Origin of the sequence: Pseudoalteromonas sp. bablab_jr011, from assembly GCF_016464045.1 — a bacterium.
Classification (GTDB): domain Bacteria; phylum Pseudomonadota; class Gammaproteobacteria; order Enterobacterales; family Alteromonadaceae; genus Pseudoalteromonas; species Pseudoalteromonas lipolytica.
This window is the reverse complement of sequence record NZ_JACDWU010000200.1, coordinates 15,521-40,008: the sequence shown is the minus strand read 5'-3', so window position 1 is coordinate 40,008 and position 24,488 is coordinate 15,521. Positions and strand designations below refer to the sequence as shown.

22 protein-coding genes and 1 pseudogene are annotated in these 24,488 nt (G+C 42.5%); 18 read left to right on the top strand and 5 right to left on the bottom strand.

Going from position 1 to position 24,488, the window contains the following annotated elements; all coding sequences use genetic code 11:
• Positions 1-64: 64 nt before the first annotated feature.
• Complete coding sequence (locus JIG41_RS12155) at positions 65-1,252, bottom strand: acyltransferase family protein (protein WP_199524826.1); 1,188 nt, start codon at positions 1,250-1,252, stop codon at positions 65-67.
• A gap of 275 nt (positions 1,253-1,527) precedes the next feature.
• Here JIG41_RS12155 and JIG41_RS12150 point away from each other — a divergent pair, with 275 nt between their 5' ends.
• Together JIG41_RS12150 and JIG41_RS12145 are read left to right on the top strand one after the other, a co-directional pair.
• On the top strand, positions 1,528-3,183 hold the full coding sequence (locus tag JIG41_RS12150; protein WP_312000497.1) for a sensor domain-containing diguanylate cyclase: 1,656 nt from the start codon (positions 1,528-1,530) through the stop codon (positions 3,181-3,183).
• A gap of 52 nt (positions 3,184-3,235) precedes the next feature.
• The gene (locus tag JIG41_RS12145) at positions 3,236-3,937 is read left to right on the top strand and encodes a M15 family metallopeptidase (protein WP_206770764.1); all 702 of its coding nucleotides are present in this window, start codon (positions 3,236-3,238) and stop codon (positions 3,935-3,937) included.
• 145 nt (positions 3,938-4,082) lie between these two features.
• Here the strand turns inward: JIG41_RS12145 and JIG41_RS12140 are convergent, their stop codons facing one another.
• Positions 4,083-6,248 (bottom strand): M3 family metallopeptidase, encoded by a 2,166-nt coding sequence (locus JIG41_RS12140; RefSeq protein ID WP_036972554.1) that lies wholly within the window; start codon positions 6,246-6,248, stop codon positions 4,083-4,085.
• Between the two features lie 423 nt (positions 6,249-6,671).
• Here JIG41_RS12140 and folE2 point away from each other — a divergent pair, with 423 nt between their 5' ends.
• From folE2 to JIG41_RS12070, 14 genes and pseudogenes are all read left to right on the top strand, one after another.
• Complete coding sequence (folE2, locus tag JIG41_RS12135) at positions 6,672-7,553, top strand: GTP cyclohydrolase FolE2 (protein WP_199524825.1); 882 nt, start codon at positions 6,672-6,674, stop codon at positions 7,551-7,553.
• Between the two features lie 114 nt (positions 7,554-7,667).
• Positions 7,668-9,827: a S46 family peptidase gene (locus JIG41_RS12130; protein ID WP_036972550.1), complete on the top strand. Its 2,160-nt coding sequence runs from the start codon at positions 7,668-7,670 to the stop codon at positions 9,825-9,827.
• A 190-nt stretch (positions 9,828-10,017) separates the two neighbouring features.
• On the top strand, positions 10,018-10,659 hold the full coding sequence (locus JIG41_RS12125; RefSeq protein WP_051501895.1) for a thermostable hemolysin: 642 nt from the start codon (positions 10,018-10,020) through the stop codon (positions 10,657-10,659).
• Positions 10,656-11,633, top strand: a pseudogene (locus JIG41_RS12120) (AMP-binding protein); the annotation flags it as partial. The gene JIG41_RS12125 and the pseudogene JIG41_RS12120, both read left to right, overlap by 4 nt.
• Before the next feature lie 492 nt (positions 11,634-12,125).
• Positions 12,126-12,815, top strand: a complete 690-nt coding sequence (locus JIG41_RS12115; RefSeq protein ID WP_199524833.1) for a TenA family transcriptional regulator — start codon at positions 12,126-12,128, stop codon at positions 12,813-12,815.
• A complete protein-coding gene (locus JIG41_RS12110; protein ID WP_065979227.1) occupies positions 12,812-13,588 on the top strand; it encodes an SDR family oxidoreductase in 777 nt (258 codons plus the stop codon). The genes JIG41_RS12115 and JIG41_RS12110 overlap by 4 nt, the downstream gene beginning before the upstream one ends.
• Before the next feature lie 20 nt (positions 13,589-13,608).
• Entirely contained in the window at positions 13,609-14,208 is a 600-nt protein-coding gene (locus JIG41_RS12105; RefSeq protein ID WP_199524824.1) for a hypothetical protein, read from the top strand.
• A gap of 51 nt (positions 14,209-14,259) precedes the next feature.
• Positions 14,260-14,919: a response regulator transcription factor gene (locus JIG41_RS12100; protein ID WP_036972544.1), complete on the top strand. Its 660-nt coding sequence runs from the start codon at positions 14,260-14,262 to the stop codon at positions 14,917-14,919.
• A complete protein-coding gene (locus tag JIG41_RS12095; RefSeq protein WP_199524823.1) occupies positions 14,919-16,229 on the top strand; it encodes an ATP-binding protein in 1,311 nt (436 codons plus the stop codon). Before JIG41_RS12100 ends, JIG41_RS12095 begins: the two co-directional genes overlap by 1 nt.
• Positions 16,230-16,248: 19 nt before the next feature.
• Positions 16,249-16,566 carry a cupredoxin domain-containing protein gene (locus JIG41_RS12090; RefSeq protein WP_118845288.1) on the top strand — a complete coding sequence of 106 codons (318 nt, stop codon included), beginning with the start codon at positions 16,249-16,251 and terminating at the stop codon, positions 16,564-16,566.
• A complete protein-coding gene (locus tag JIG41_RS12085; protein WP_199524822.1) occupies positions 16,553-17,299 on the top strand; it encodes an iron transporter in 747 nt (248 codons plus the stop codon). Before JIG41_RS12090 ends, JIG41_RS12085 begins: the two co-directional genes overlap by 14 nt.
• On the top strand, positions 17,287-17,991 hold the full coding sequence (locus JIG41_RS12080) for a hypothetical protein (protein WP_036972537.1): 705 nt from the start codon (positions 17,287-17,289) through the stop codon (positions 17,989-17,991). Before JIG41_RS12085 ends, JIG41_RS12080 begins: the two co-directional genes overlap by 13 nt.
• A gap of 202 nt (positions 17,992-18,193) precedes the next feature.
• Positions 18,194-18,403, top strand: a complete 210-nt coding sequence (locus tag JIG41_RS12075) for a cold-shock protein (RefSeq protein ID WP_036972536.1) — start codon at positions 18,194-18,196, stop codon at positions 18,401-18,403.
• A gap of 110 nt (positions 18,404-18,513) precedes the next feature.
• Positions 18,514-19,278, top strand: a complete 765-nt coding sequence (locus JIG41_RS12070) for an ABC transporter substrate-binding protein (RefSeq protein ID WP_036972534.1) — start codon at positions 18,514-18,516, stop codon at positions 19,276-19,278.
• Here the strand turns inward: JIG41_RS12070 and JIG41_RS12065 are convergent.
• From JIG41_RS12065 to udk, 3 genes are all read right to left on the bottom strand, one after another.
• On the bottom strand, positions 19,275-20,006 hold the full coding sequence (locus JIG41_RS12065; protein WP_036972530.1) for an ABC transporter substrate-binding protein: 732 nt from the start codon (positions 20,004-20,006) through the stop codon (positions 19,275-19,277). The two genes, JIG41_RS12070 and JIG41_RS12065, sit on opposite strands and share 4 nt — an antisense overlap.
• A gap of 158 nt (positions 20,007-20,164) precedes the next feature.
• Complete coding sequence (locus JIG41_RS12060) at positions 20,165-21,388, bottom strand: NupC/NupG family nucleoside CNT transporter (protein WP_075593388.1); 1,224 nt, start codon at positions 21,386-21,388, stop codon at positions 20,165-20,167.
• 18 nt (positions 21,389-21,406) lie between these two features.
• Positions 21,407-22,036, bottom strand: a complete 630-nt coding sequence (udk, locus tag JIG41_RS12055) for a uridine kinase (protein ID WP_036972527.1) — start codon at positions 22,034-22,036, stop codon at positions 21,407-21,409.
• Positions 22,037-22,227: 191 nt separating this feature from the next.
• On the opposite strand from udk, the gene JIG41_RS12050 reads away from it, so the two are divergent.
• Positions 22,228-23,457 (top strand): phosphopentomutase, encoded by a 1,230-nt coding sequence (locus tag JIG41_RS12050; RefSeq protein WP_036972526.1) that lies wholly within the window; start codon positions 22,228-22,230, stop codon positions 23,455-23,457.
• Entirely contained in the window at positions 23,457-24,158 is a 702-nt protein-coding gene (deoD, locus tag JIG41_RS12045) for a purine-nucleoside phosphorylase (RefSeq protein WP_036972525.1), read from the top strand. Before JIG41_RS12050 ends, deoD begins: the two co-directional genes overlap by 1 nt.
• Positions 24,159-24,488: the final 330 nt, after the last annotated feature.

The following is a 24,488-nucleotide window of genomic DNA, read 5'->3' as shown; positions in this document are numbered from 1 at the left end:
AGTCAGTTCTATTTACGAGCCAGAACGAGCCAGTTGTGTTGCCACAACTGGCTTAATTCATTATTTACACTTTCCAAAAAATGCCTTTCTTATAGCAGCCATACATCACACCGTATGACACAGCTAAAAACAGCAACGAAAACACAAAAGAAGCTAAGTGGTTATCTGTGATCAACGTGTTTATTGAGCCGTAAATAAGGCCCTTTAAGCTTGTATCCCCCACGGGGATCATAATTAATAACCGCGCCAGTATTGCTGCAAACATAAAGAATAAAATGGCGTTAGCACCAAACACAATGAAGGGAGCACCCCATGCACGTACTTTGTAAATGTCTAAAATTGCACTGCAAAACGCATAGGTAATTATTGCAAGTCCAGAGCTGAGTAACACATAGCTTGGTGTCCAAAGTGCTTTATTGATAGGTGTAAGTGGCGAGATTAAGTAGCCTGCAATAACCGCTAGCACACCTGTGAGGATAAAGACGCGCGCTTGTTTTTTTAGGTCTGTTTGTTTGGTTAAGTACACCGCCGCCAGTATGCCACTCAGCGCGCTGGCAATGGCAGGCAAAGTAGAGAAAATCCCCTCAGGGTCAAAAGGTAAGGGCTGTGCTTTAGCATAATAAACATGGTGACTACCCAGTACTGCATTATCAATCCACGCGCTTAAATTATTACCGTGTAACCATAAACCATTAACTATATCTCCGTTGGGCAGTGGGTAGGGAATGTAAAGCATCGCTACAGCATAGACTGCAAGTAAGCTGATACAGGTTAATGCAATTTTTTGAGGCGTTAAATAGAGGTAACAACACAGTGCTACGATATACACTAAGCCAATACGCTGCAGCACGCCAAGCACTCTCAGTTGCAAAAGTGTGTCATCAATCCAGCTAAAGGTTGGATCACGAAAATTATAAAAAAACAGTGCTAAAAACCAACCAAGAGCGAGTAGTTTAACGGCTCTAATTGCCCCCATTTTTAGTATATAAGCATGGTTAAACCCTTTAGCTCGCATGCTATCGACAGAAAGAGTAATCGACATACCAACAATAAAAATAAAAAAGGGAAAGATTAAATCGGTTGGTGTCCAGCCGTGCCACTCAGCGTGTTTTAGCGGCCAATACATTGCGCTCCAACTGCCTGGATTATTTACTAGAATCATTGCGGTGATGGTTAAGCCGCGCATAACGTCTAACGCCATTAAGCGATGCGGCGGTAATGTGTTTAGAATGGATGAACAGTGTTGTTTCATTTTGAATTTTTTATCTTTTATTAATGATTTTAATCTAGATAATTTATTCCTTTAAAGCAAGCCGTATCTAATTTTTTATAAACGAGGGCACCACACGCATGAATTTAAATGAAAGTGTATGAACCTATGAACCTATGAATCTATGAATCTATGGCAGTGGTTAATCAATAAAGTGATTTATTAGAGTAAATGCACTTATTGTTGCGCTAAATCAATATTTGAGAAAAGTTCTATAGAGGTACAAATTTATAATTGCTAGTATAAAGGTATTAGATGTGCTCGATACGGAGATTGGGCTTTATAAAATGAGATGTATCGTGCTTAATTGTCTTAGAGCGGGCTTGAACCTGCATCGCTTAATTTTACTGCTGGCGTTTTCTGCAACGCTCATTACCTTGCTAAATAGTTACTACTCAAGCTATCAAGTTCAAAAACAGCAGCTGATAGATAACACATTAAATAATCATGAAGCGTATGCGGCGAAGCTTGTGTCTGCTACCGATAACTTTTTATTGGCGGCGCAGCAGCAATTAGCATACGTTGCCAAAATACTTGAAGCAGATTTTACAAATCAAACGCTCATTAATGCTGAAGCAGAACGATTAAGGCTGCAAACAAACAGTTTTAACTCAACAATTATAGTCAATAAGTTTGGTGACATATTAGGGGTGTCGCCCCTTTCACTTAACTTACAAAATCGTAAAGTGGATAGTTATGGTACCAAAGCCGCGTTGTCGTATCGCGTGCCTATGATCAGTGAGCCCTATATCTCAATGGCCGGTAACTTACTGATTTTTATGTCGCAGCCGTTATTTAACTCAAATAATGAATTTATTGGCTATGTAGGCGGCACGTTATATTTAAAGCGTGCCAGTATTCTCAACGAACTATTGCAGGTGCATTATCACCAAGACGGCTCGTATTTGTATGTCGTTGATGAAAACAACCGTTTGCTTTATCACCCCGATAAAGAGCGCATAGGTGAGCAAGTATTTGATAACCAAGTGATCAATGCTGTGCTTAAAGGCAAAGTTGGTAAGCAACAAGTGATTAATAGTCAAGGTGTTGCAATGTTAGCGGGGTATGCCCCCATGACAATGGCACCCTGGGGTGTGGTAACACAACGTCCGCTTGAAAGTACCCTTGCACCGCTTGATAGCTTAATGTGGCAAGTATTTATTAAAACGGCGCCAATAGGAATATTAACATTCGTGTTAATTTGGGTGCTTGCAAAATTGATAGCTCAGCCTTTAAGAAAGCTGGCTGAAACAGCAAATACTTTGGATGAGCCCACAACATCAGTTGCACTTAAACACATTCGCTCTTGGTATTATGAGAGTGATGAACTGAGAAAAGCAATGCTCAAAGGCATTGGGCTGTTAGAAAGTAAAATAGGCCTTTTGCGTCACGAAGCACACACTGATCCGTTAACGGGTTTGCACAATCGAAGAAGCTTAAATATGCAGTTAAGCCAATTAATGGCACAGCAGCGCTCATTTGCGGTATTAGCGATTGATATTGATCACTTTAAACGCGTAAATGATGAGTTTGGTCACGATATTGGCGATGTTGTTTTGCAATCTTTAGCAAAAATACTCCTCGATGTGACGCGTGATAGCGATATTGTGGCACGCACTGGCGGTGAGGAATTCATTGTTATTTTACCTAATGTGCACCCTAAGCGTGCGTATCAATTGGCTGAACGTTTACGTATACGCATTTCTAAAAGCATTATTGAACCGGTGGGTAATATTAATGTATCGATTGGTATTGCGGGCTGGCCGCTTGAGCAATTAAGCCTAGACGACGTTATGAAATTAGCCGACCAAGCGCTTTATCTAGCAAAAAGAACAGGTCGCAATCGCTGTGTTGTCGATACGATTTATGATCAACAGGATACGTCGCTTTTTGAGGCGACAGAGTTGGAATAAGTTATTTATTGTGTAATAGTGAAATTAATTAAGTTATTAACGGATAAATTTAATGGCATTCACTCACTTATATAGCGTGTCTAAATCAATGGCCTTTGTCAGTGTGGCATTACTGGGCGCGGCATCGGTCAATGCAACCCCACAAGAAGATAAGCGCAGCGAGTTTGTAGATGTCGGTGCATTATTGCCAAATGCGATGCTCGATATTCGTTATTTTGGCCATCATAACTTTGTCGGCAAACCGATAGAGGGCTATAACGCCCCTAAGTGTTTATTGCACACCAGCGCTGCCAATGCGCTTAAAAAAGTGCAAAATGCGGCGCAAATTGAGGGACTTGGTCTAAAAATATTTGATTGTTACCGCCCACAACGCGCTGTTAATCATTTTGTGCGTTGGGTAAACGACCTAGAGGATACCCGCACAAAAGCTGAGTTTTATCCAAATTTAGGGAAAGACCAGCTGCTTGGCGACTATATTGCTGCTAAATCAGGCCACAGCCGAGGTTCAACTATCGACTTAACGTTGGTTGACTCTAAGGGGAAAGAGCTTGATATGGGGTCACCGTTTGATATGTTTGATACCCTTTCTAACACCGACGACTCACGAATTAGCCCCAGTCAAAAAGCAAATAGATATAAACTTAAACAGTTGATGACCGATGCAGGCTTTGCCCCGTATTCAATGGAATGGTGGCACTTTACTTATCAGCCTCAGGCATACCCAGCCACCTACTTTGATTTTGTGGTGGAATAGAAAAGCTCTAAATTATTAAAAACGCGGTATAAAACGTTGTGACAGGTCGGTGTGAAACTACGGGGTTAATCCCACATAGCCATTGCCTAGCGAAATGCCCCCACTTCGTGCCTTTATAAGCACAAAGTGGGGAGTCGCAACTGCTCTACTGAACAGTCGCTTTTAAACCACGGCGTTTTAATAGCGCTGAGGTATCAGGTTCTTGACCACGGAATGCTTTGAACGATTCCATAAGGTCACGTGAGTTACCAACTTCTAAAATCTCTTTACGGTATTTATCACCCATTTCGCGTGTTAAACCACCTTGCTCTTGTACATAAGCAAAGGCATCTGCCGCTAAGATTTCACTCCACATATATGCGTAGTAACCAGCTGAGTAGCCACCGCCCATAGAGTGTGAGAAGAAGGCTGATTTATAACGAGGTGGAACAAATGGCACGTTCACGCCGTGTTTAGTCAGTGCTTCTTGTTCAAACTTCTCGATATCTTGCAGGGGAGCATCTGCACTTAGTGAGTGCCATTCCATATCTAACAGCGCTGCTGCAACATACTCAAGCGTATCGTAGCCTTGGTTAAAGCTGCGAGATTGAATTACTTTTTTCAGTAATTCATCAGGAATTGGTTCACCTGTTTTGTGGTGTTTTGCATAATTAGCGATAACTTCAGGGTACATTGCCCAGTCTTCTTCAAAGGTAGAAGGGAACTCTACGAAGTCACGCGATACCGACGTACCAGACAATGTTGGGTACTTCACGTTTGAGAACATGCCGTGTAGGCCATGACCTAATTCGTGGAAGATTGTCGTGGCTTCATCATAGCTGATAAGTGTTGGTTCGCCATTGGCACCTTTTTGAATGTTCATAACATTCACAACCACGGGTTTTTGCTCTTTTAAGCCAGACTGTTTCACGAACGAGCTCATCCATGCACCACCACGTTTACCTTCACGGGCAAAGTAATCAGCAAAGAAAATAGCTAAGCTCTTACCGTCTGCATCAAATAATTCGTACGCTTTCACATCTGGGTGATAAACGGGCAGATCGTTGCGTGGTTTGAAAGTAATACCGTATAAACGGTTCATTGTGTAAAACACGCCGTCTTCTAATACGCGGTTAAATTCAAAATATTCTTTAACAGCGTTTTCATCTAGGTTGTATTTATCTTTACGCACTTGCTCTGCGTAGAATAACCAGTCCCACGGTTGCAGCTTAAATTGCTCACCTGACTCATCAATTTTCGCTTGGATTGCTGCCGCTTCTGCGTTGACGTTTTGCATCAATGCCGGGATCATGCTGGCAAACATATCAAATACGGCTTCTGGTTTTTTCGCCATTTGCGACTCTAAACCAAACGCAGCCCAGCTGTCATAACCTAGTAATTTGGCTTTTTGAGCACGTAACTTAGCAAGTTCAGCAACAATTTCACGGTTGCTGTTTTCGCCTGAAAGAGCACGCTCTGCAGATGCACGCCATACTTTTTCACGCAGGTCACGATTTTTCAGTGTGGCTAAAATTGGTTGACGTGTGGTGTTAGTGATTTTGATTAGGTACTTACCCGGGTGACCCGCTTCTGTGGCAGCATTAGCAAGCTGTTCAACTTGACCCGCAGGTAAGCCTTCAAGCTGTGCTTTGTCATCAACTAACACAACGTTGGTTTTAGTCAGTGCTAATAGGTTTTGCGAGAACTGCGTGGTTAAGCTTGAATGCTTTGTATTGATATCACGGATTTGTTGTTTTTCTTCTGCGTTTAGTTTTGCACCTGCACGTACAAAGCGCTTGTAGTAAACATCAAGTAAGCGCTTTTCTTCGGCTGTTAGCGCTAAAGAATCCATTTGTTCATGTACGCTAGCAACTTTGTCGAACAGTGCTTTATTTAAGAAAATATTGTCGTTATGTGCAGCAAGCTTTGGAGCGAGTTCTTTTTGTATTTCACGACGAGCAGGGTTTGAATCACTGCCTGCTAGGTTATAAAAAATGCTGCGTGTGCGCGTTAATAATTCACCGCTTTTTTCAAGTGCAACAACGGTGTTAGCAAAGTCAGGCTTTGCTGTGTTGTTGATGATCGCTTGAACTTCTGCCATTTGCTCTGTCATGCCCTTATTGAAAGCAGGCATGAAGTGCTCATCTTTAATGGCGTTGAAATCAGGCGTTTCGTATTGTAGTTCGCTTTTCACAAACAGTGGGTTTGTTTGTTCAACAGCGCTTGCCGGTGCTGTTTGCTCTGTAGTGGTATTGTTTGCTGTTGTTTGTGGTTCAGAACAGGCCGTTAACAATAACGCTGAACTGATCGCTGTTGCGAGTAAGTGTTTCATTGTTTATCTCTTTTTTATTTCTAAAATTAAATTGCGCCGGTAATGCGAAAGCTTCGTTAATAGTTAGTCGCGGCGCAGTTATGCTCACTAGGAGCACAATGACTGTGTAACCAATAGACTGAGGATACTGTGGATGACGACGAATGACCCCATCCGTTGCGATAAGGTGATTATTGGCTGCGATAAGTGGTGAATCTACCCTAAACCCCGACTGTCTTTATTATATAAACAGACCAAAATCATATCGCCTTTTTGTCAATTTTAAAAGCAACCGTATTTTTTAGCCCCATTCCCAGTGAATAAATGGTATGTTATATTGTATCATTAATTATTCAGATAGACTTTATTGGCATTTTATTTTTAAGTCAGTCATTAGGAAAAGGCCATCAGGCTTTTAATTTTAGTCATTTATAAGAATCCACTATGTATTTACCCGATATAACCTCACACAGTAATAGCCATTTTCAATTTCCGTTAAAGTGGGTCGGTATGGAAAAAATAGCCTTACCTATCAAGCTTGAGTTGGCGGGGTTAAATGTGGCGCTTAATGCGTTTGCTGATGTGTTTGTTAGCCTAGACAGCAATGCTAAAGGCATTCATATGTCGCGTTTGTATTTAATGCTTAATCAGATGTTGGCACAGCAAACATTAACTCAGCATCGATTGGCTGAGTGTATGAACCACATGCTTGCTTCTCAACAGGGCTTAAGCCAAGGAGCAAAGCTGGTGCTGCATTTTGATTTACCGTTGTTAAAACCGGCATTGCTCAGTGATAACGCGGGGTATAACGCTTCCCCCGTGGTGTTAACCATTACTCAGCAAGCGCACCTAACGGTTAAATTAAACGTCACGATTGCATACAGTAGTACATGCCCGTGCTCAGCGGCGTTGTCGCGACAGCTTTTAAGTGAAGCGGTCGACACACATTTCAAAGAAGACAGCATCGATAAGCACGCATTGTTAGGCTGGCTTGCCAGTGAAGAAGGCTCGATTGCAACGCCGCATAGCCAGCGCTCTTATGCCTACATAGACGCCACCTTTGAGAGTGAACAATTGCCTGATCTTTCGCATTTTATACAAACATGTGAACACGCAATTGGTACTCCCGTGCAAACCGCGGTTAAGCGTGAAGATGAGCAAGCATTTGCAGCCCTTAATGCAGAAAACTTATTATTTTGTGAGGATGCAGCAAGGCGATTAAAGGCATGTTTAGAGGCAATGAATGGGCTTGCTGACTATCAGTTTAAAATTGAACATCAAGAAAGTTTGCATGCGCATAATGCAGTGGTTTACGAGGCTAAGTAGGCTTAAATGTTTACAAACTTTGACAATCGTAGTCGCAAATTATTGCTATTGTACAAAACAAGGTGAATGATACGACCGCTAAAAATGATTAACAAAATAATATAAAGGTATTCTATGCGTTTTAAATTTATTGCAGCTGCAGTGGGTCTCGCTGTTGCAAATGTTGCTGTTGCAGACGAAGGTATGTGGCAACCTCACCAATTGCCAGAACTTGAATCAATTTTGAAAGCGAAAGGCTTGAACATCGACGTACAGTCAATCTCAAAATTGACAGAGTTTCCAATGAATGCAGTTATCAGCCTTGGGGGGTGTACCGCTTCGTTTGTTTCACCTAAAGGGTTAGTGGTAACAAATCATCACTGTGCGTATGGCTCAATTCAGTACAACTCAACAACTGAGAACAACATTCTTGAAAACGGCTTTCTTGCTAAAAATCATGCCGAAGAAGTACCTGCTGCACCAGGTTCACGCGTGTACGTGACTGAAGACGTCGTTGAAGTCACAGATAAAGTAAACCAAGGCACCGATACCCTAACAGGTAAAGCGCGTTTTGATGCCATTGAAGCAAACCGAAAAGCATTGGTAAGCGAGTGTGAGCAAGATGATAGCTACCGCTGTAATGTGTATACTTTTCATGGTGGCTTAGAGTATTACTTAATTAAGTCACTTGAAATTAAAGATGTGCGTTTAGCGTATGCCCCAGCCATGGGTGTGGGTAAATATGGCGGCGATATTGATAACTGGATGTGGCCGCGTCACACGGGTGACTTTTCATTCTACCGTGCTTATGTGGGCAAGGATGGCAAGCCCGCTGAGTTCTCTAAAGACAATGTTCCTTACCAAAGCGATGCGTTTTTAAAAGTCAGTGCCAAGGGCGTACAAGAGGGTGACTTTGTAATGGTAACGGGCTACCCAGGTAGCACTAACCGCTACCGTATTTCACCTGAGGTTGATTACGTGTTTAACACGGCTTATCCACTGGCACGCAAATACAATTCAAAATATGTTTCATTGATTGAAGAAAATGCCCCAGAGGGTTCCGCGGCGCGTATTGCTTACGAAAGCACAATCGCTGGCTATAACAATTACATTAAAAATTATGGCTCAATGATAGAGAGCTTTAATAAAGGTTCAATGTATACCCGCAAACAGCAATTCGAGAAAGATCTAGCAGCGTGGATTAATAAAGACAGTCAACGTAAAGCTAAATACGGCAGCGTGTTGGCAGATTTAACTGCGTTAGTCGATGAGTCGCAGCAGCATAATCAACGCGACCGCATGTTAGGGTATGTGCATCGTTCGCAAATGATGTCATCAGCGCGCATGCTGTATCGTTTAGCCTATGAAAAGCAAAAGCCAGACGCAGAACGTGAAAGCGGCTACCAAGAGCGTGATATTCCACGTATTAAATCTCGCCTAGAAAGCATGAGCCGCCGTTACGACGAAACGGTTGATAAAGCTATTTTACTGTACTTTATTGAGCAGTATGCAGCGCTACCAAGCGACGAGCGTGTTGCAGAAGTTGATAAAGCACTTGGTTTAAGCGCTGGTTTTGACAAGCAAAAGCAACAGGCTTTGCTTGATGATATGTATGCTAACTCAGTGCTAAGCGATGAAACAAAGCGTCTATGGATGACTGATTTAGACCTTGCACAATTAAAGCAAAGCAGCGATCCATTTATTCAATACGCACACGCTATTTTTAACGTGATGAAAGACATTGAAGATGCGAAAAAAGAGCTTGAAGGTAAGCAACAAGCTGCGCGCCCAGCTCTAATGGAAGCCATTATTGCTTACAACAAAGCGATGAACAAACCTGTTTATGCTGATGCTAACAGCACATTACGTGTGACGTATGGCACGGTAGGTGGCTATTCACCGCAGGATGGCTTAGTGGCAACCCCCTTTACATCTTTAGAAGGATTGCTTGCAAAGAACACCGGCGTTGAACCATTCAACTCTCCTGAAAAGCAAAATGAGTTGATTAAACAAAAGCTTTACGGCGACTACACGGGCGGCATGAATACGGTGCCCGTTAACTTTTTATCGAATGTTGATACCACAGGTGGTAACTCAGGTTCACCTACTTTAAACGGCAATGCCGAGCTGGTTGGTTTACTGTTTGACGGTGTGTACGAGAGTATTATTGGTGATTGGGATTACGATGCTAATCTAAATCGCTCTATCCATGTTGATTCACGCTACATGCTGTGGGTGATGGATAAGGTCGACAATGCCCAAAACTTATTAAAAGAAATGAGCATCGTTAAATAACACGGTTAAATAGCTTTATTATCTGAGCGATAAAATGCCAGTCCTTGCGACTGGCATTTTTGTTTTTAATGAAAATAAACGCATTTCAGTTCAAGGAAATAAAAATATTTTATAAAAATAAATATTTCTTAAGTTTTATTTAAGTTTCGCTCGATAAATTTTACACATAACCTATGTGGAGCGAACGATAATGCTTTCAGTTAAACACTCACAATATACGCAAGTAAACGATCCCACTTTTGTTTGTGTACGCGAAGGGGGACACGGCCGTGACCGTCTCGAGAATACTATTAAGCAAGGTTTTGCTGCTGCCTATAATGCGAAAATTACGCAATTTATGCCGTTACTTTGCGAGCTCAATATTGATGGTGAAGTGTGTACGCTAGGGCTTCGCTCTGCATCATATCCTTTGTTTATTGAACAGTACCTGCCAGCGCCTATTGAGCATTTCGTGAATGCCAAGCGTGAGCAGATTTTTGAGCTAGGTAATTTGTGCTCAACGCATCGAAAAGCCACCTTGGCGCATTTTGTGTTAATGAACGAAGCGCTTTATCAAGTAGGGGCAAGCCATTTAGTGTTTTGCGCCACTCGTAAAGTACGTGCTTTATTAAAAATGCTGGGTGTTCATTGCAATGAAATTGGTGTTGCGAATGCCTATGCACTTCAAGACCCTGCGAGTTGGGGCAGCTATTACGATAACCAACCGACCCTTTGTGTCGTTGACTTAAATGAAGCACATCAATGCATCATAAACACTCCCGCTTTATTCAATATTAAACAACAGTGTTTGTTGTCATCGCTTGAGCTTGCTGTGTTTTTGGAGGCGCTATGAATTGGTTTGCACAGTTACCGCACCGCGATAGCGACGTTTTATTGATGTGCCAGCACCCTGATGGTGTGCGTTCTTTAACTAAGCATGGCTTTCTTGAAGAGGTCGCACGTTTATTACCAACATTGGCTGAGTTTTCAGGTAAAGGCGTTGCTTTCCAACTGGATAACACGCCTGCATGGTGTGTGCTTGAAGCCGCACTCACTGAACTTGAAAGAGTCGCAATTCCGCTTCCAACGTTTTTTACCGCACAGCAAATTGCGCTGAGTCTACAAAATAGTGGGGCTGAGTTGTTTGTATGTGACCGTGTTTTCGAAGGCGAAAATGCAACATTAGTGGCCTTGGTTGACGTATGTAAACGCTACCCTTTATATGTATATCAGTTATCTGATACACAGCCGATTACATATTTCGAAAATACGCAAAAAATAACCTTTACGTCGGGCTCAACAGGTACGCCAAAAGGGGTGTGTTTATCGCTTGAAAGCCAAATTAAGGTGGCAACGTCACTTTATAAACGTATTGGTTTAGAAAAACCAAACCATCTGTGTCTTTTACCTTTACCTGTACTTCTTGAGAACTTAGCTGGTGTATATGCGCCTTTGTTAGCGGGTGGGAGCGTTAATGTAGTGCCATTGGCTGAACTTGGTTTTTCGGGGGCTCAGTTACGTGAACCGCAAAAACTGATTGCTGCAATAGAGCGCACTGAGCCTAATACCCTCATTTTAGTGCCAGAACTTCTCAGCTGCTTAGTGGCCTTTGCAAAGCAGGGATGGCAAGCCCCGACTAGCTTACAATTTATTGCTGTGGGGGGAGCTGTGGTGAGTAGCAAACTGATCAAGCAAGCCCGTGAATATGGCTTACCGGTTTATCAGGGTTATGGCTTATCTGAGTCTTCATCGGTGGTGAGCTTAAATACCCCAGCTGATGATGATATTGAAACGGCGGGGCGCGCGCTCAATCACATTCAATACAAAATTGAAAACAACCAACTGTTTATTAAAGGCTCATTATTTTTAGGTTACTTAGGGCAAGCGGCACATAAGAGCGATGATTGGTATGCAACAGGCGACTTGGTCGCTGAGCACGAGGGTCGCATAGTGATCCAGGGACGCTTAAAAAACCAGCTAATCACGAGCGTTGGCCGCAATATCAGCGCTGAGTGGCCTGAGTCGTTATTACTTAGTCACAGTCATGTACAGCAAGCGGTCGTTGTTGGTGAAGGCCGCGCGTTTTTATCGGCGCTAATATTTGCCAACCCAGCAATGACTGATGATGAACTTGCCGCGCATGTTGCTGCCCAAAACGCGCAGCTGCCTGAGTACGCACACATCCTAAAATGGCACCGTTTGGCAGAGCCAATGAGCCACACACAAGGTTTATTAACGAGCAATAATCGCCCTAAGCGCGAGGTGATTAACTCATTTTTTGCTAGCGAGATTTCAGCATTCTATCAAGAGGCGACGAACATGAGTCAATTTTTCAATACATTACAAGCCGAAACACAAAAAGAGCGTGATTACCTATTAGCAGCACCAATCATTGGTCGTGTGTTTAAAGGTGAGGTAAACCTTGCAGAATATGCGTCGTTTTTATCGCAAGCGTATCATCATGTTAAGCACACCGTACCGCTTTTAATGGCGCTGGGTGCAAAGCTAAGCGATAAACAAGAGTGGCTACGTGAAGCCGTTGCAGAATACATCGAAGAAGAGTTGGGCCATCAAGAGTGGGTGTTAAACGATATTGCTGCCTGCGGTTTTGATAAAGAGCGGGTACGCAATTCGCGTCCGCAGTTTTCAACAGAGCTGATGGTGTCATACGCGTACGATTTAATAAATCGTGGTAATCCTGTGGCATTTTTTGGCATGGTGCATGTGCTCGAAGGCACTTCAATTGCCTTGGCAGATAACGCAGCAGGGCAAATTCGTGACGTCATTGGTTTACCTAAAAAGGCGTTTACTTACCTTACGTCACACGGTGCACTTGATATTGAACATGTGAAGTTCTTCGAAAGTTTAATGAATCAAATCGATAACGAAGACGATCAACACGCCATTATCCACGCTGCTAAATGCTTTTATAAACTTTACGGCAATATTTTCCGTGATCTTGATACCGAGCCTTTCTTTCGTGAGTCAGATTTGGAGCAAAGCGCATGAGTAGCCCCGTTTGTGTACTAACCGGTGCAACGGGGGGCATTGGTCGTGCTATTGCGCTTCGTCTTGCAAAAGAAGGCTGGCGTGTGGTGTTGGTAGGGCGCAACATTAAGCAACTTGCTGCACTGCAATTAGAATGTGGCAACGACGCTGAATATTTTCAGGCCGACTTAAATAACAGTGAATCACGCGATGAGCTCGCTAAATTTGCGAAGCAAATAGGGGGGGCAAGTTTACTTATAAACAATGCGGGTGTGAACGTTATGCAAGGCTTTAGTGAAATGAGTGAGCAGCAAATAGATCATCTATTGAATATTAATCTCACTGTACCGATTAAATTATGCCAGCTGTTTTTGCCCCAAATTACTCGCAATAAAGGCACCATAGTCAACATAGGTTCGTCGTTTGGAAGTATCGGGTATCCGTATCAAACGGTGTACTGTGCCAGTAAATTTGGCCTGCGAGGTATGACAGAAGCACTTGCTAGAGAGCTGAGCCACAGCGAGGTTAAGGTGTTGTATTTAGCACCTCGTGCAACCGACACCGCCATTAACTCGCCACAAGTACGCGCCATGAACAAAGAACTTGGTAACACGATGGATCCGCCAGAAAAAGTAGCTGATGCATTGGTTGAGTTAATTAAATCAAAAAAACGTCGCCGCTTTATCGGCTTCCCTGAAACATTATTTGCCCGTATTAACGGTGCATTTCCATCACTAGTTGATAACGCAATTGCAAAACAACTTCCTAAAATAAAAAGTTTTTTTGCGAACTAAATTGATTAAGGTGAACGATTATGACTAAACTAAATTTAAAAGCCCTGATGATGTTAGGCGTTATTATGGCAGCCCCAGCAAAAGCCGACTTTAATAGTGATTTAAGCTCGGTGCAAAAGCAGTGGGCAGTGGTTAATTACGAATTAGTTGATGATGCACAGTTAAATGCGTTTGAAAAGTTGGCCAGTGAAACGGCTGAATTTACAAAAGCAAATGACGCACAAGCGGCAAGCCATATTTGGTATGGTATTGTGTTATCGAGCTATGCAGGTGCAAAAGGCGGGCTAGGGGCGTTAGGTCTGGCTAAAGATGCTAAGGCGCAATTTGAAAAAGCGCTCAAACTTGACCCAAATGCACTTGATGGCTCAGCATACACAAGCCTAGCAACCTTATACGGAAAAGTACCCGGTTGGCCCATCGGTTTTGGTGACGATGATGAAGCGAAAAAACTATTTAAACAGGCGCTTGAGCTAAATCCTCGTGGCATCGACAGCAACTATTTATATGCCGCGTTTTTATATGATGAGCATAAATACAAATCAGCAAAAGAATTTTTACTGGTTGCTCAGCAAGCGCCTGCGCGCCCTGATAGAGTAAAAGCAGATCTTTATCGCCAATAAGAAATCACGCAATTATTGGCGAAGGTCGAGAAAAAATTAAAGAGATAACTCATGCATTTATTGCTCGTTGAAGACGACCATTTAGTCGCAGAAGGCCTGTGTCGCTCTTTACGTCAACAAGGTTATAGTGTTGAACACAGTGCGACCGTTAAGTCTGCGATGCAATGGTTGCAAAGCGATGAAATTGAACTGGTAGTTCTTGATTTAGGGCTACCAGATGGTGATGGCATCGATATTCTAAAGCACATAAAAAAGAATCGTAAACAGCTTCCTGTGGTGATTTTAACAGCCCGTGGCAGCATTGATGATAAAGTGATGGGGCTTGATTTAGGTGCTGATGATTATTTGGCTAAACCGTTTGATCCAGCCGAGTTATTTGCTCGCCTTAGAGTGGCAAGCCGGCGTTTAACGCAAGCGCAAACGAGTATACTGCAAGTGGGCGACGTCGAAATGGATACCGCAGCTTTTACCGTGAGTTATCAAGGCGAGCCTGTCAATTTACCTCGCAAAGAGTTTATGTTGCTTAAAGCCTTGTTAGAAAACCAAGGTCGGGTGCAGTCCAAACAGCAGTTAGAAAGTAAACTCTACGAATGGGGTGAAGAAGTAGGTTCAAACACCATCGAAGTGCACATTCATCATTTGCGTAAAAAATTCCCTAAGGAATTTATTAAAACCTTGCGTGGTATCGGCTATGTGGTGGGTAAACGCTAGTGTCAATTCGTAAGCGACTCACCTTATTAATACTCTCAATGGTGATTTTGACCTGCTTTTTGGCTTTCACCAAAGGTTACCGCGAAAGTATGAATCAGGCTGAAGCATTACTCGATAATGAGTTGGTGACGCTTGCACATGTGCTGATTGAACAACCGCTAAGCAAAGAAACACCCTCATATAGCACTGATTTGCCCCAGCTGTTGTTTCAGGTTTGGGTTGATGACAAAGTGGTCTCAAGTTCAACGTCATTGCACAATAACCCTATTAATCAAAGCCAATGGCAGCCAGGTTTTAGTGTCGAAAACTTAGCGGGGCAACGGGTCAAGGTTTACCGTTTAAGCGAAGCTAATAAGCGGGTATTAATTGCAGAGCCGTTAAGTAAGCGCGTAGCGCTCACCGAAACCGTTATTCTGTCAGCAATGACCCCATTGCTGTGGAGTGTGCCCATTTTGGCTGTTCTAATCAGTGTCTTTGTAAAACAAGGGCTTGCACCGCTAACACGTCTTTCTAATCAGCTTCAGCATCGCCAAGCAAATGACTTTACCGCAATACCATGGCAAACCCCAGAGCAAGAAATTAAACCCGTTATTAACCGCTTAAACGACTTGTTTAAGCGTGTTGAGAGTGCCTATTTACGGGAGCGTTTTTTTGCTTCAGATGCTGCCCATGAACTGCGAACTCCACTCAGCAGTTTAAAAATCAATGTACATAATTTACTTGCCCAAGGGGGTGATAATATTGAACTTGATGCGATGGAAAAAGGGCTCGATAAACTCAGTAACATTGTTGAGCAAATGTTGATTTTAGGGCGAACTTACCCCGAGCAATGGCAGGCGCAATTTAGCCCCATTTCAGTGCTAGAAATTAGCCAGCAAGTGGTGTCGCAACTTTATGACCGCATTGATGAAAAAGAGCACACAATTAGCATAGAAGGAGATGATTTTATCATCGACGGAGACGAATTTACGCTCGTCACTTTATTTGGCAACTTACTCAGTAACGCCATAAAATACACCCCCGCTCAGGGAGAACTGAGCATTACCCTGAAAACCGACAATAGTCGGTATATCTGGCAAATTGATGATTCAGGCCCCGGTATTGATGAAGCCCAAAAACAGCGTATTTTTAACCGTTTTTATCGGGTGGGCGGCGATAAACACCCATCAGGAGAGCAAGGGGCAGGACTTGGTATGGCGATTGTTGAACACATTGTATCGATTTATAACGCTGATATTGCGCTTGCCGATAGCCACTTAGGTGGCTTACGTGTGAGCGTGTCCTTTATACAAGGAGACAGGAGTGAATAAATGGATTTTTGCGTTCACTATGATGTTGTGTCTGCCTTCTTGGCTCGCTTATGGCAAAGAGTACACACTCATATTAAAAGATCATTTATTTTATCCCGCCGAAATTAAAGTGCCGGCAAACAAAAAACTACGTTTACTGATCGACAATCAAGATAACACCCCAGAAGAGTTCGATAGTTTTGATCTAAACCGCGAAAAAGTACTTTACCCAGGCCGCACAAGCGTTATTTATATTGGCCCGCTAAGCCCCGGACGCTACGACTTTTTTGGTGAATTTTCGCCCAATACTGCACGCGGCACCGTGATTGCGACGGAGGATAAAAATGCTGATAACTAGTTTATTAATGAGCATAAATCAGTTGTTGCCAGTGGTAATTTTAGCCGTTTTATTAAGTTTGATTGTGCCCCTTAGCCAACGACAAGTACTGATACACACCATGGTAGGTATTGCGGTTAGTTTACTGTTTGTTCAAGCTGCGGCGTGGGTCAGTCAGCTGTTTCAGCACCGAGGGTTAGAGTTTATTCAAATGCTACTGTGTGTGGTGATATTTGTTGCCGCGTTACTAAGCTGTCGGCACAGTAAAGTGGCAGCAGCAGTGGCATTAGTAGCGACTATGGCGTTGTATTTAAGTCATTACATGATTTATTTGGTGAGCTTTTGGCACAGTAAAGACGCGGCCGAACCACTACTATTAGGGACCTTTTTAGGAGTCGGTATTTGCATTAGCTTTGGCGTGCTGTTGTTTTTTTTACTCGAGAGCATTGTCAGGCGTGCAGGATGCCAGCCATTAATTGTGTTGTTGGCATTAAATGCGACGGCGAAATTACTCATATTGCTTGATTTAGCGAGTCAAATCGACGTACTCGATATAACATCAAACTATTTAGACTGGCGCGGGTTTGTGGTTGAAAACTCCGAGTTGGGTCGGGTGTTAAAAGCGTTGCTAGGCTACGAAGCAACGCCCAGTAAAACGGCGCTATGGGTTTATGCAATTGCCACAATTGTATTTTTAGTCCTCGCCCGTGTTTTAAACGTTAAACACACTAAGGAGCCTGTATGCGGTTCTTAATTATTAGCTTTAGTTGCTTGTTATTGGCAAGTATGGCACATGTTGCGCACGCCGATGGCATGGTGGTTGATAAAGTATATCACCCCTATGTTATGCCGTTTGAGCGTGAGGTTGAATGGCGGCTCGTTTCAAGGCAAACCGACCAAGGCAACGTACTTGCTCAGCGTGCAGGTTTTGGCGGAGCCATTAACGATACCATGAGCCTTGAGGGGTATATGGTTGGCGAAAGAGACGATAATGGCGATTTCGGTTTAGCGTCTTATGAGGTTGAACTGCGCTGGCAGCTTGTTGAGCAAGGGCGGTTATGGGCTGACTGGGGCGCCTTATTCGAGCTTGAAAAACAACATACAATTGATGCTTACGAGGCCACGACAGGCTTTTTATGGGAAAAAGAATTTGGTCGTACAAGCTTAACCATGAATGCATTTTTAGTGTACGAGTGGGGCGCAGACATAGAAAGTGAATGGGAAACCGAGTTCCGCTTACAATACCGTTATCGTTATCGCGCTGAGTTTCAGCCATCGATAGAGGTGTATTCGGGTGAAGACTTTTTTGGTGTAGGACCTGGTTTTATCGGTTTGCACCGCTTTAGCCCTAAACACCAGCTTAAATGGGAAGCCGGCTTTATAAGTGAATTAAGTCAATCGGGTAAAGACCACAGCTTTCGTTTAGCGCTTGAATTTGAATTTTAATTGTCGATAGTGTTTGACTTATCGCTTTAACTCTATATAGTGGGCGTCAGCTAGAAAGAAAGCGTGTAATTAATAAATCTTTATTTCGTTGTTGTATAAGTAATACTTGTAGTACCGTCCTGAAGTTTTTAAGTACCATCTCATTTTTTGCTACACCCGCCCACATGGGCATTTTTAATTTTTTAATATCAGGAATAATACTATGTCTAACATCGTATCAGGTACAGTTAAGTGGTTTAACGAGTCTAAAGGTTTTGGTTTCATCGAGCAAGAAAATGGCCCAGACGTGTTTGCACACTTCAGCGCTATCAAAAGCGACGGTTTCAAAACTTTAGCTGAAGGCCAACGTGTAGAGTTCACTCTTTCACAAGGTCAAAAAGGTCCTCAAGCGGATAACATCACTCCGTTATAATTTTTACTGAAAAGTAAAAGTTAAAAAGAAGCAAGCTACGGCTTGCTTTTTTAATGCCTAAAAATTGACTGGCATGATGAATATTCCTATATTTAATGCAGTAATTTTATCTGAGTGCATTAGCTATTTTAAAATATTTAATATTAGTATGCCTATGTTTTGCCCCTGTCGCGTTAGCAAAACAAACGCTCACGATCTACACTGAGCAGTTTCCGCCATATAACTTTTCTAATAAAGGGCACTTAGAAGGCATTAATCTCGAGTTTGTAAGTGCAATGTGCATTGATGCAGGCATTGAGTGTCACTTCGAACTGTTACCCTGGGCAAGATCCTACCATTTAGCACAGCAGCATCCTATGTCTGGGCTTATATCAGCTGCGCGTATTAGCGAGCGTGAAGCATTGTTTAAGTGGGTTGGGCCATTGGCATCATCGCGTAATTACTTTTACCGCTTAAAATCGAATACCCATGTTAATCCCCGTGACTTATCAGAAGTGAAAGACTACACCTTAGGTGTTGTACGAGATGGCATTTACGAAAAATTTGTCGAAAGTATTGGCTTCGAAAATAATAAAAACTTACTCAAATTCGGCCATCATTATGAGTGCATCAACCTCTTTTTCAAAAATAAACTCGACTTAATAATTGGCTCTGAGTTGTCATTTCATTACCAGCTTACGCAATATGGTTATGTTGGAAAAGAAGTGGTAAAACTTATTGAGTTGCCACTAAATGAAACCGTGGGTAACTTTTTGGCGCTTAACAAAAACATGCCTCAAGAGTTTGTTGAGCGTTTGCAAGCGAGCTACAACAAGTTAAGTCGCCAAGGGCTACTTGATAAATATATTGCTAAGTACGCCCCACCCAATAATTAATGTTGTTTGTTAAGCATCATTATTTCTTTATACCGTTGTGTTTTTGATACTTCATTGAATGCGGCTTTTAAGGCCATTATGTAGCGTGGGTTGGTGTGTTTATTGGCAGCTAAATAGCCATTTATGCTTAAAAAATCGATAGCATGAACAAAGGTAAAACGTGACTCATCCTGTGCCAGTTGATCGGCCATCGCATTAAGATAGTTTTTATCATCGATAATTAAATCAACTTTACCCGAAATTAATAACTGATACGACTTTGTAATATCCGTCGTATAGACCAGAATATAGTCACGCTCGGTCAATTGCTTCGCAGCAAGATCATCACGTTGTACCGCTATTTTATAGCGTTTTGCTTGTTCGTTTGAGCTGATTTTAATGTCTTTACGGGAGGTCAGTTTAACAAATCCCATATGGTACGTCGCTACTTCACCAATCCATTCAAATTGATTTAATCGCTCAGGCGTTTTTGCAATGCTGTAAATAAAGGTATTAGGTTTTTTTTGCGCCATATTAAAGGCACGTGCCCAAGGGTAAAGTTCAATATTTGCTTGTAAGTCAGCTTTGTCAAAAATAGCTTTCACTAACTCAGTGCTTACGCCCGTAACCTGATTATTGATGAGCGTTTGATTAGGAGGAGAGAGCTCAGTCACGACCGTGAGTGATGGTGCGGCGAATACAGACCAACTCATACATAAGAATAAAGATATAAGTAGAGAAGATTTCATTTATGTACTTAAAAAGACTTAGTAAATAAATATTAGCACATAAAAACGATAAAAGGGCCTTTCGGCCCTTGGTGAAGTATCGTTCAAGTCAGATAGACCTTTAACCCCTTAAAGTCCTATCCTATTGTTTTGCAACTACGGCTCATCTCATTAAGTTTCTAAGCTAGCGAGAGGAAAAAACCTGCAATTGCTGCACTCATGAGGTTAGCCATAGATCCTGCTAACACTGCTCTGAGCCCTAAGCGTGCGATATCCTTTCGCCGACCAGGCGCCATACCGCCTAATCCACCTAGTAAAATTGCTATCGATGATAAGTTAGCAAACCCACATAACGCGAATGTGACAATCGCTTGTGTGTGCGCACTTAACGTATCGCGATAATTTATAAAGTCGAGGTAAGCAACGAATTCGTTAACTACAACCTTTTGACCTATAAAACTGCCTGCGATTACGGCTTCGCTCCACGGTACACCTAATAACCAGGCAACTGGGGCAAATACATAACCTAAAATTTCTTGTAGCGTTAATGTTGGGTGATCAAACCAACCACCAATACCGCCTAATAAACCATTTAGAAGTGCAATAAGCGCCACAAAAGCAAGTAACATTGCACCCACATTGAGCGCTAAATGCATCCCGTTTGCGGCACCTGACGCCGCAGCATCGATGACATTAACGGGCTTTTCTTCTTGCACGTCTAAATCGGCTAAATCTTCTTTAGGGGTCTCAGTCTCTGGCACAATCATTTTTGCCATTAAGAAACCACCCGGTGCAGCCATAAAGCTGGCCGCAATTAAGTATTTGAGCTCTACACCAATTGTCACATAACCCGCCATAACAGAACCTGCTACGGTTGCTAGGCCACCCACCATTACTGCAAACAGCTCTGACTTAGTCATACTGGCAATAAACGGTTTAACAATCAGTGGTGCCTCTGTTTGGCCAACGAAAATATTGGCGGTTGCAGAAAGCGATTCTGGACGCGAGGTTTTCAATAGTTTTTGTAAACCACCGCCAAGAATTTTAATTATCCAATCCATCACCCCTATGTGGTACAACACAGCGACCAGCGCTGAGAAGAACACAATAACGGGCAATACTTGAATCGCAAAAATAAACCCTAAGGTATCTTGCGATGCGAGTGAGCCAAATAAAAAGCTGATCCCGTCATTTGCATAGCCAATGACTGAAGAAACGGCTTTAGACATACTTGCCAGTACGTTTTTACCCACCTCAAAGAACAAGACAAAGCCACCAATTAATACTTGTAGCAAGAAGGCAATGCCGACTGTTCTTAAATTTATTGCTTTACGGTTTGTTGATGCCGCAAATGCAATGGCTAGTAGCACAACAATGCCTACTAAGCTCATAAATGTTGTCATACTGACTGTTTCCCGTTGTTATTGTTGCAGTAAATATTTTATTTTACTTTTAATTATATCAATCGCAACGCGATTCATACCGCCGCGTGTGACCACTAAATCAGCCTTGTGCTTTGATGGCTCAATAAACTGATAAAACATAGGTCGCACTGTCGCTTGATATTGTTCAACAACGGACTGTAATGTTCTGCCACGCTGCTCCATATCTCGTTGCATACGGCGCATAAGGCAGATATCTAACGGTGTATCAATGAACACCTTAATATCAAATTCTTTTCGAAGTGCCGGATCACTCAATAATAAAATACCTTCGACTATGAGCACTTTTGCAGGTGCAACACGACGTGTTTCATCACTGCGTGTATGCATTGCATAATCGTAAGTAGGTACTTCTACAGAGTTACCAGCGCGTAATTGAAGCAAGTGCTCATGTAAAAGTTCATGCTCGAAAGCATCAGGATGGTCGTAATTAGTTTGCGTTCGATGGTCGAACGGTAAATGCGACTGGTCCTTGTAATAAGCATCTTCTTCGATCACTGCGATCGCGCCCGGTTCAAGCTCACTGACTAATTCGTTATAAATTGTCTTGCTAAAAAGAGACTTGCCCGACGCAGATGCGCCAGCAATAGCTATAATTGTTCGTGTCACTAAAGTTCTCGCCCACACAGAAGGAAACATTGTTAGGTAGATCACAATAGCAAAAAAGACACGATTAATCTCTTTTGCTTCGCTTAAGGACGCAAATTTATAATGTTTCCGTTTAATGAAACAGGACTTATGTCCTGTACCAAAAATTCAAAGAGCATATAAAGTATTCACACATTGATAACGAGGTACCCATGGCAAGAGCAATCATCTTAATGGCAGATAGCCTAGGAATTGGCGCAGCACCTGACGCAGAGAAGTTTGGTGATGTAGGCGCGAATACCTTTGCTCATCTATTGAAAGCCTATGCAGACGAAACGGGTGAGCATTTAGCGTTGCCTAATTTAACGCGTTTAGGGTTAGCCGATGCATGTGAAGCTGCTGGTAAAGAGCCTTGTTTAGTCAGTGACCGTCAAGCGCCAACAGGTGCGTGGGGTTATGCTAAAGAGTTATCAAGCGGTAAAGATACACCGTCTGGCCATTGGGAAATGGCGGGCGTTCCTGTGTTATTTGATTGGGGTTATTTCCCTAATACACAGCCGTGTTTTCCGCAAGAATTTGTTGACGAGCTAATTGCTCGTTCTGGTATTCCTGGCATTTTAGGTAACTGTTATGCCTCAGGAACCACCATTTTAGAACAACTGGGTGAAGAGCATATGAAAACCGGCATGCCGATTTGCTACACCTCAGTTGATAGCGTGTTTCAAATAGCCGCGCACGAAGAATCATTTGGACTGGAGAAACTTTATCAGGTTTGCGAAATCGCACGGGCGCTGCTTGATGAAATGAACATAGGAAGAGTGATTGCGCGGCCATTTTTGGGTTCTAACCGCGATGATTTTGCCCGCACAGGTAATCGTCGTGATTATTCGGTGTTACCACCGTCGCCAACCTTGCTTGATAAATTATCGCAAGACGGCGGTGAAGTGATCAGTATTGGCAAAATTGCCGATATCTATGCACACCAAGGCATTACCCAAAAACACAAAGCGCCGGGCCTGATGAACCTACTTGAGAAAACCTCAGAGGTGATAGCATCGGCTCCGGACCATAGTTTGATTTTTACAAACCTAGTTGATTTTGATGAAAAGTACGGTCATCGCCGTAATGCAGTGGGTTATGCCACAGCGTTAAAAGAGTTTGATGATTACTTACCGACTATTTTAAATCAGCTACAGAGTGATGATGTACTTATCATTACCGCTGATCACGGTTGTGATCCAACCGCAGCGGGTACTGACCACACACGTGAATATGTGCCAGTACTTGCCTACCAACCGGGAATGACAAACACCCCGCTTGGTGAAAGAGCTAGCTTTGCAGACATAGGTCAAACCCTTGCCCAGTGGTTTAATCTGCCTGCACTTGAATACGGTGATGGCTTTAAAGATGAGCTATTAGCGAACAAAAAAGGAAACCAATAATGAGTACTCCTCATATCAGTGCCAATGTAGGCGAATTTGCAGAAACGGTATTAATGCCGGGTGATCCACTGCGCGCACAGTACATTGCTGAAAACTTTTTAGATGACGCAAAACAAGTAACAGGCGTTCGTAATATGTATGGCTTTACCGGTACCTACAAAGGTAAGCCAGTGAGTATTATGGGTTCTGGGATGGGTATTCCATCGATGTCAATTTATGCCCGTGAATTGATTGTTAGTTATGGCGTTAAAAATCTAATTCGAATTGGTACCTGTGGTGGTATTGGTAGCGATATTAAAATTCGCGACGTTATCTTTGCACAAGGTGCAAGCACTGACTCAAACGTAAACCGTGCACGTGTGCGTGGTTACGATTTTGCCGCTATTGCTGATTTTGGTTTACTACTTAATGGCGTAAACGCTGCGAAAGAACTAGGTATCGAAGCAAAAGTAGGTAATGTATTCACAACAGATACATTCTACCAAGCAGATAACACATTCTATCAAGAGCTCGACAAACTAGGCGTACTCGCCGTTGATATGGAAACAGCAGGCATGTACGGCGTAGCAGCCGAGTATGGCGCAAAAGCTATGGCACTATTTACCGTAAGTGATCACGTGATCACCGGAGAAGCAACGCCGAGTGAAGAGCGTCAAAGCACCTTTAACGAAATGGTTAAAATTGCTTTAGAATCAATTTAATTACATTAAAAAAGTTCCTTGGTAACGTATTCACTGAAATTTGGAGACACGCCCAAAGTGAAGTGAGACTAACCTCAAAGCCGCATTTATGCGGCTTTTTTTATGGCTGATATAAATATAATTTAGATAAGGTGAATAACTTTTACGTGTAAATAATGAAATAGATTTATAACGTGTAATATATCTAATGCTAAACAAGTATTTTCTCTTCTTTATATGTTTTTTGAATAAATTATGTTGTGGTGTTGTTCTTGTTAATGTAACTTTTTAGCAATCTACGAATGGAATTCGAATAATACACAGGGAAATAGTGTCTTTTTTTGACACAAA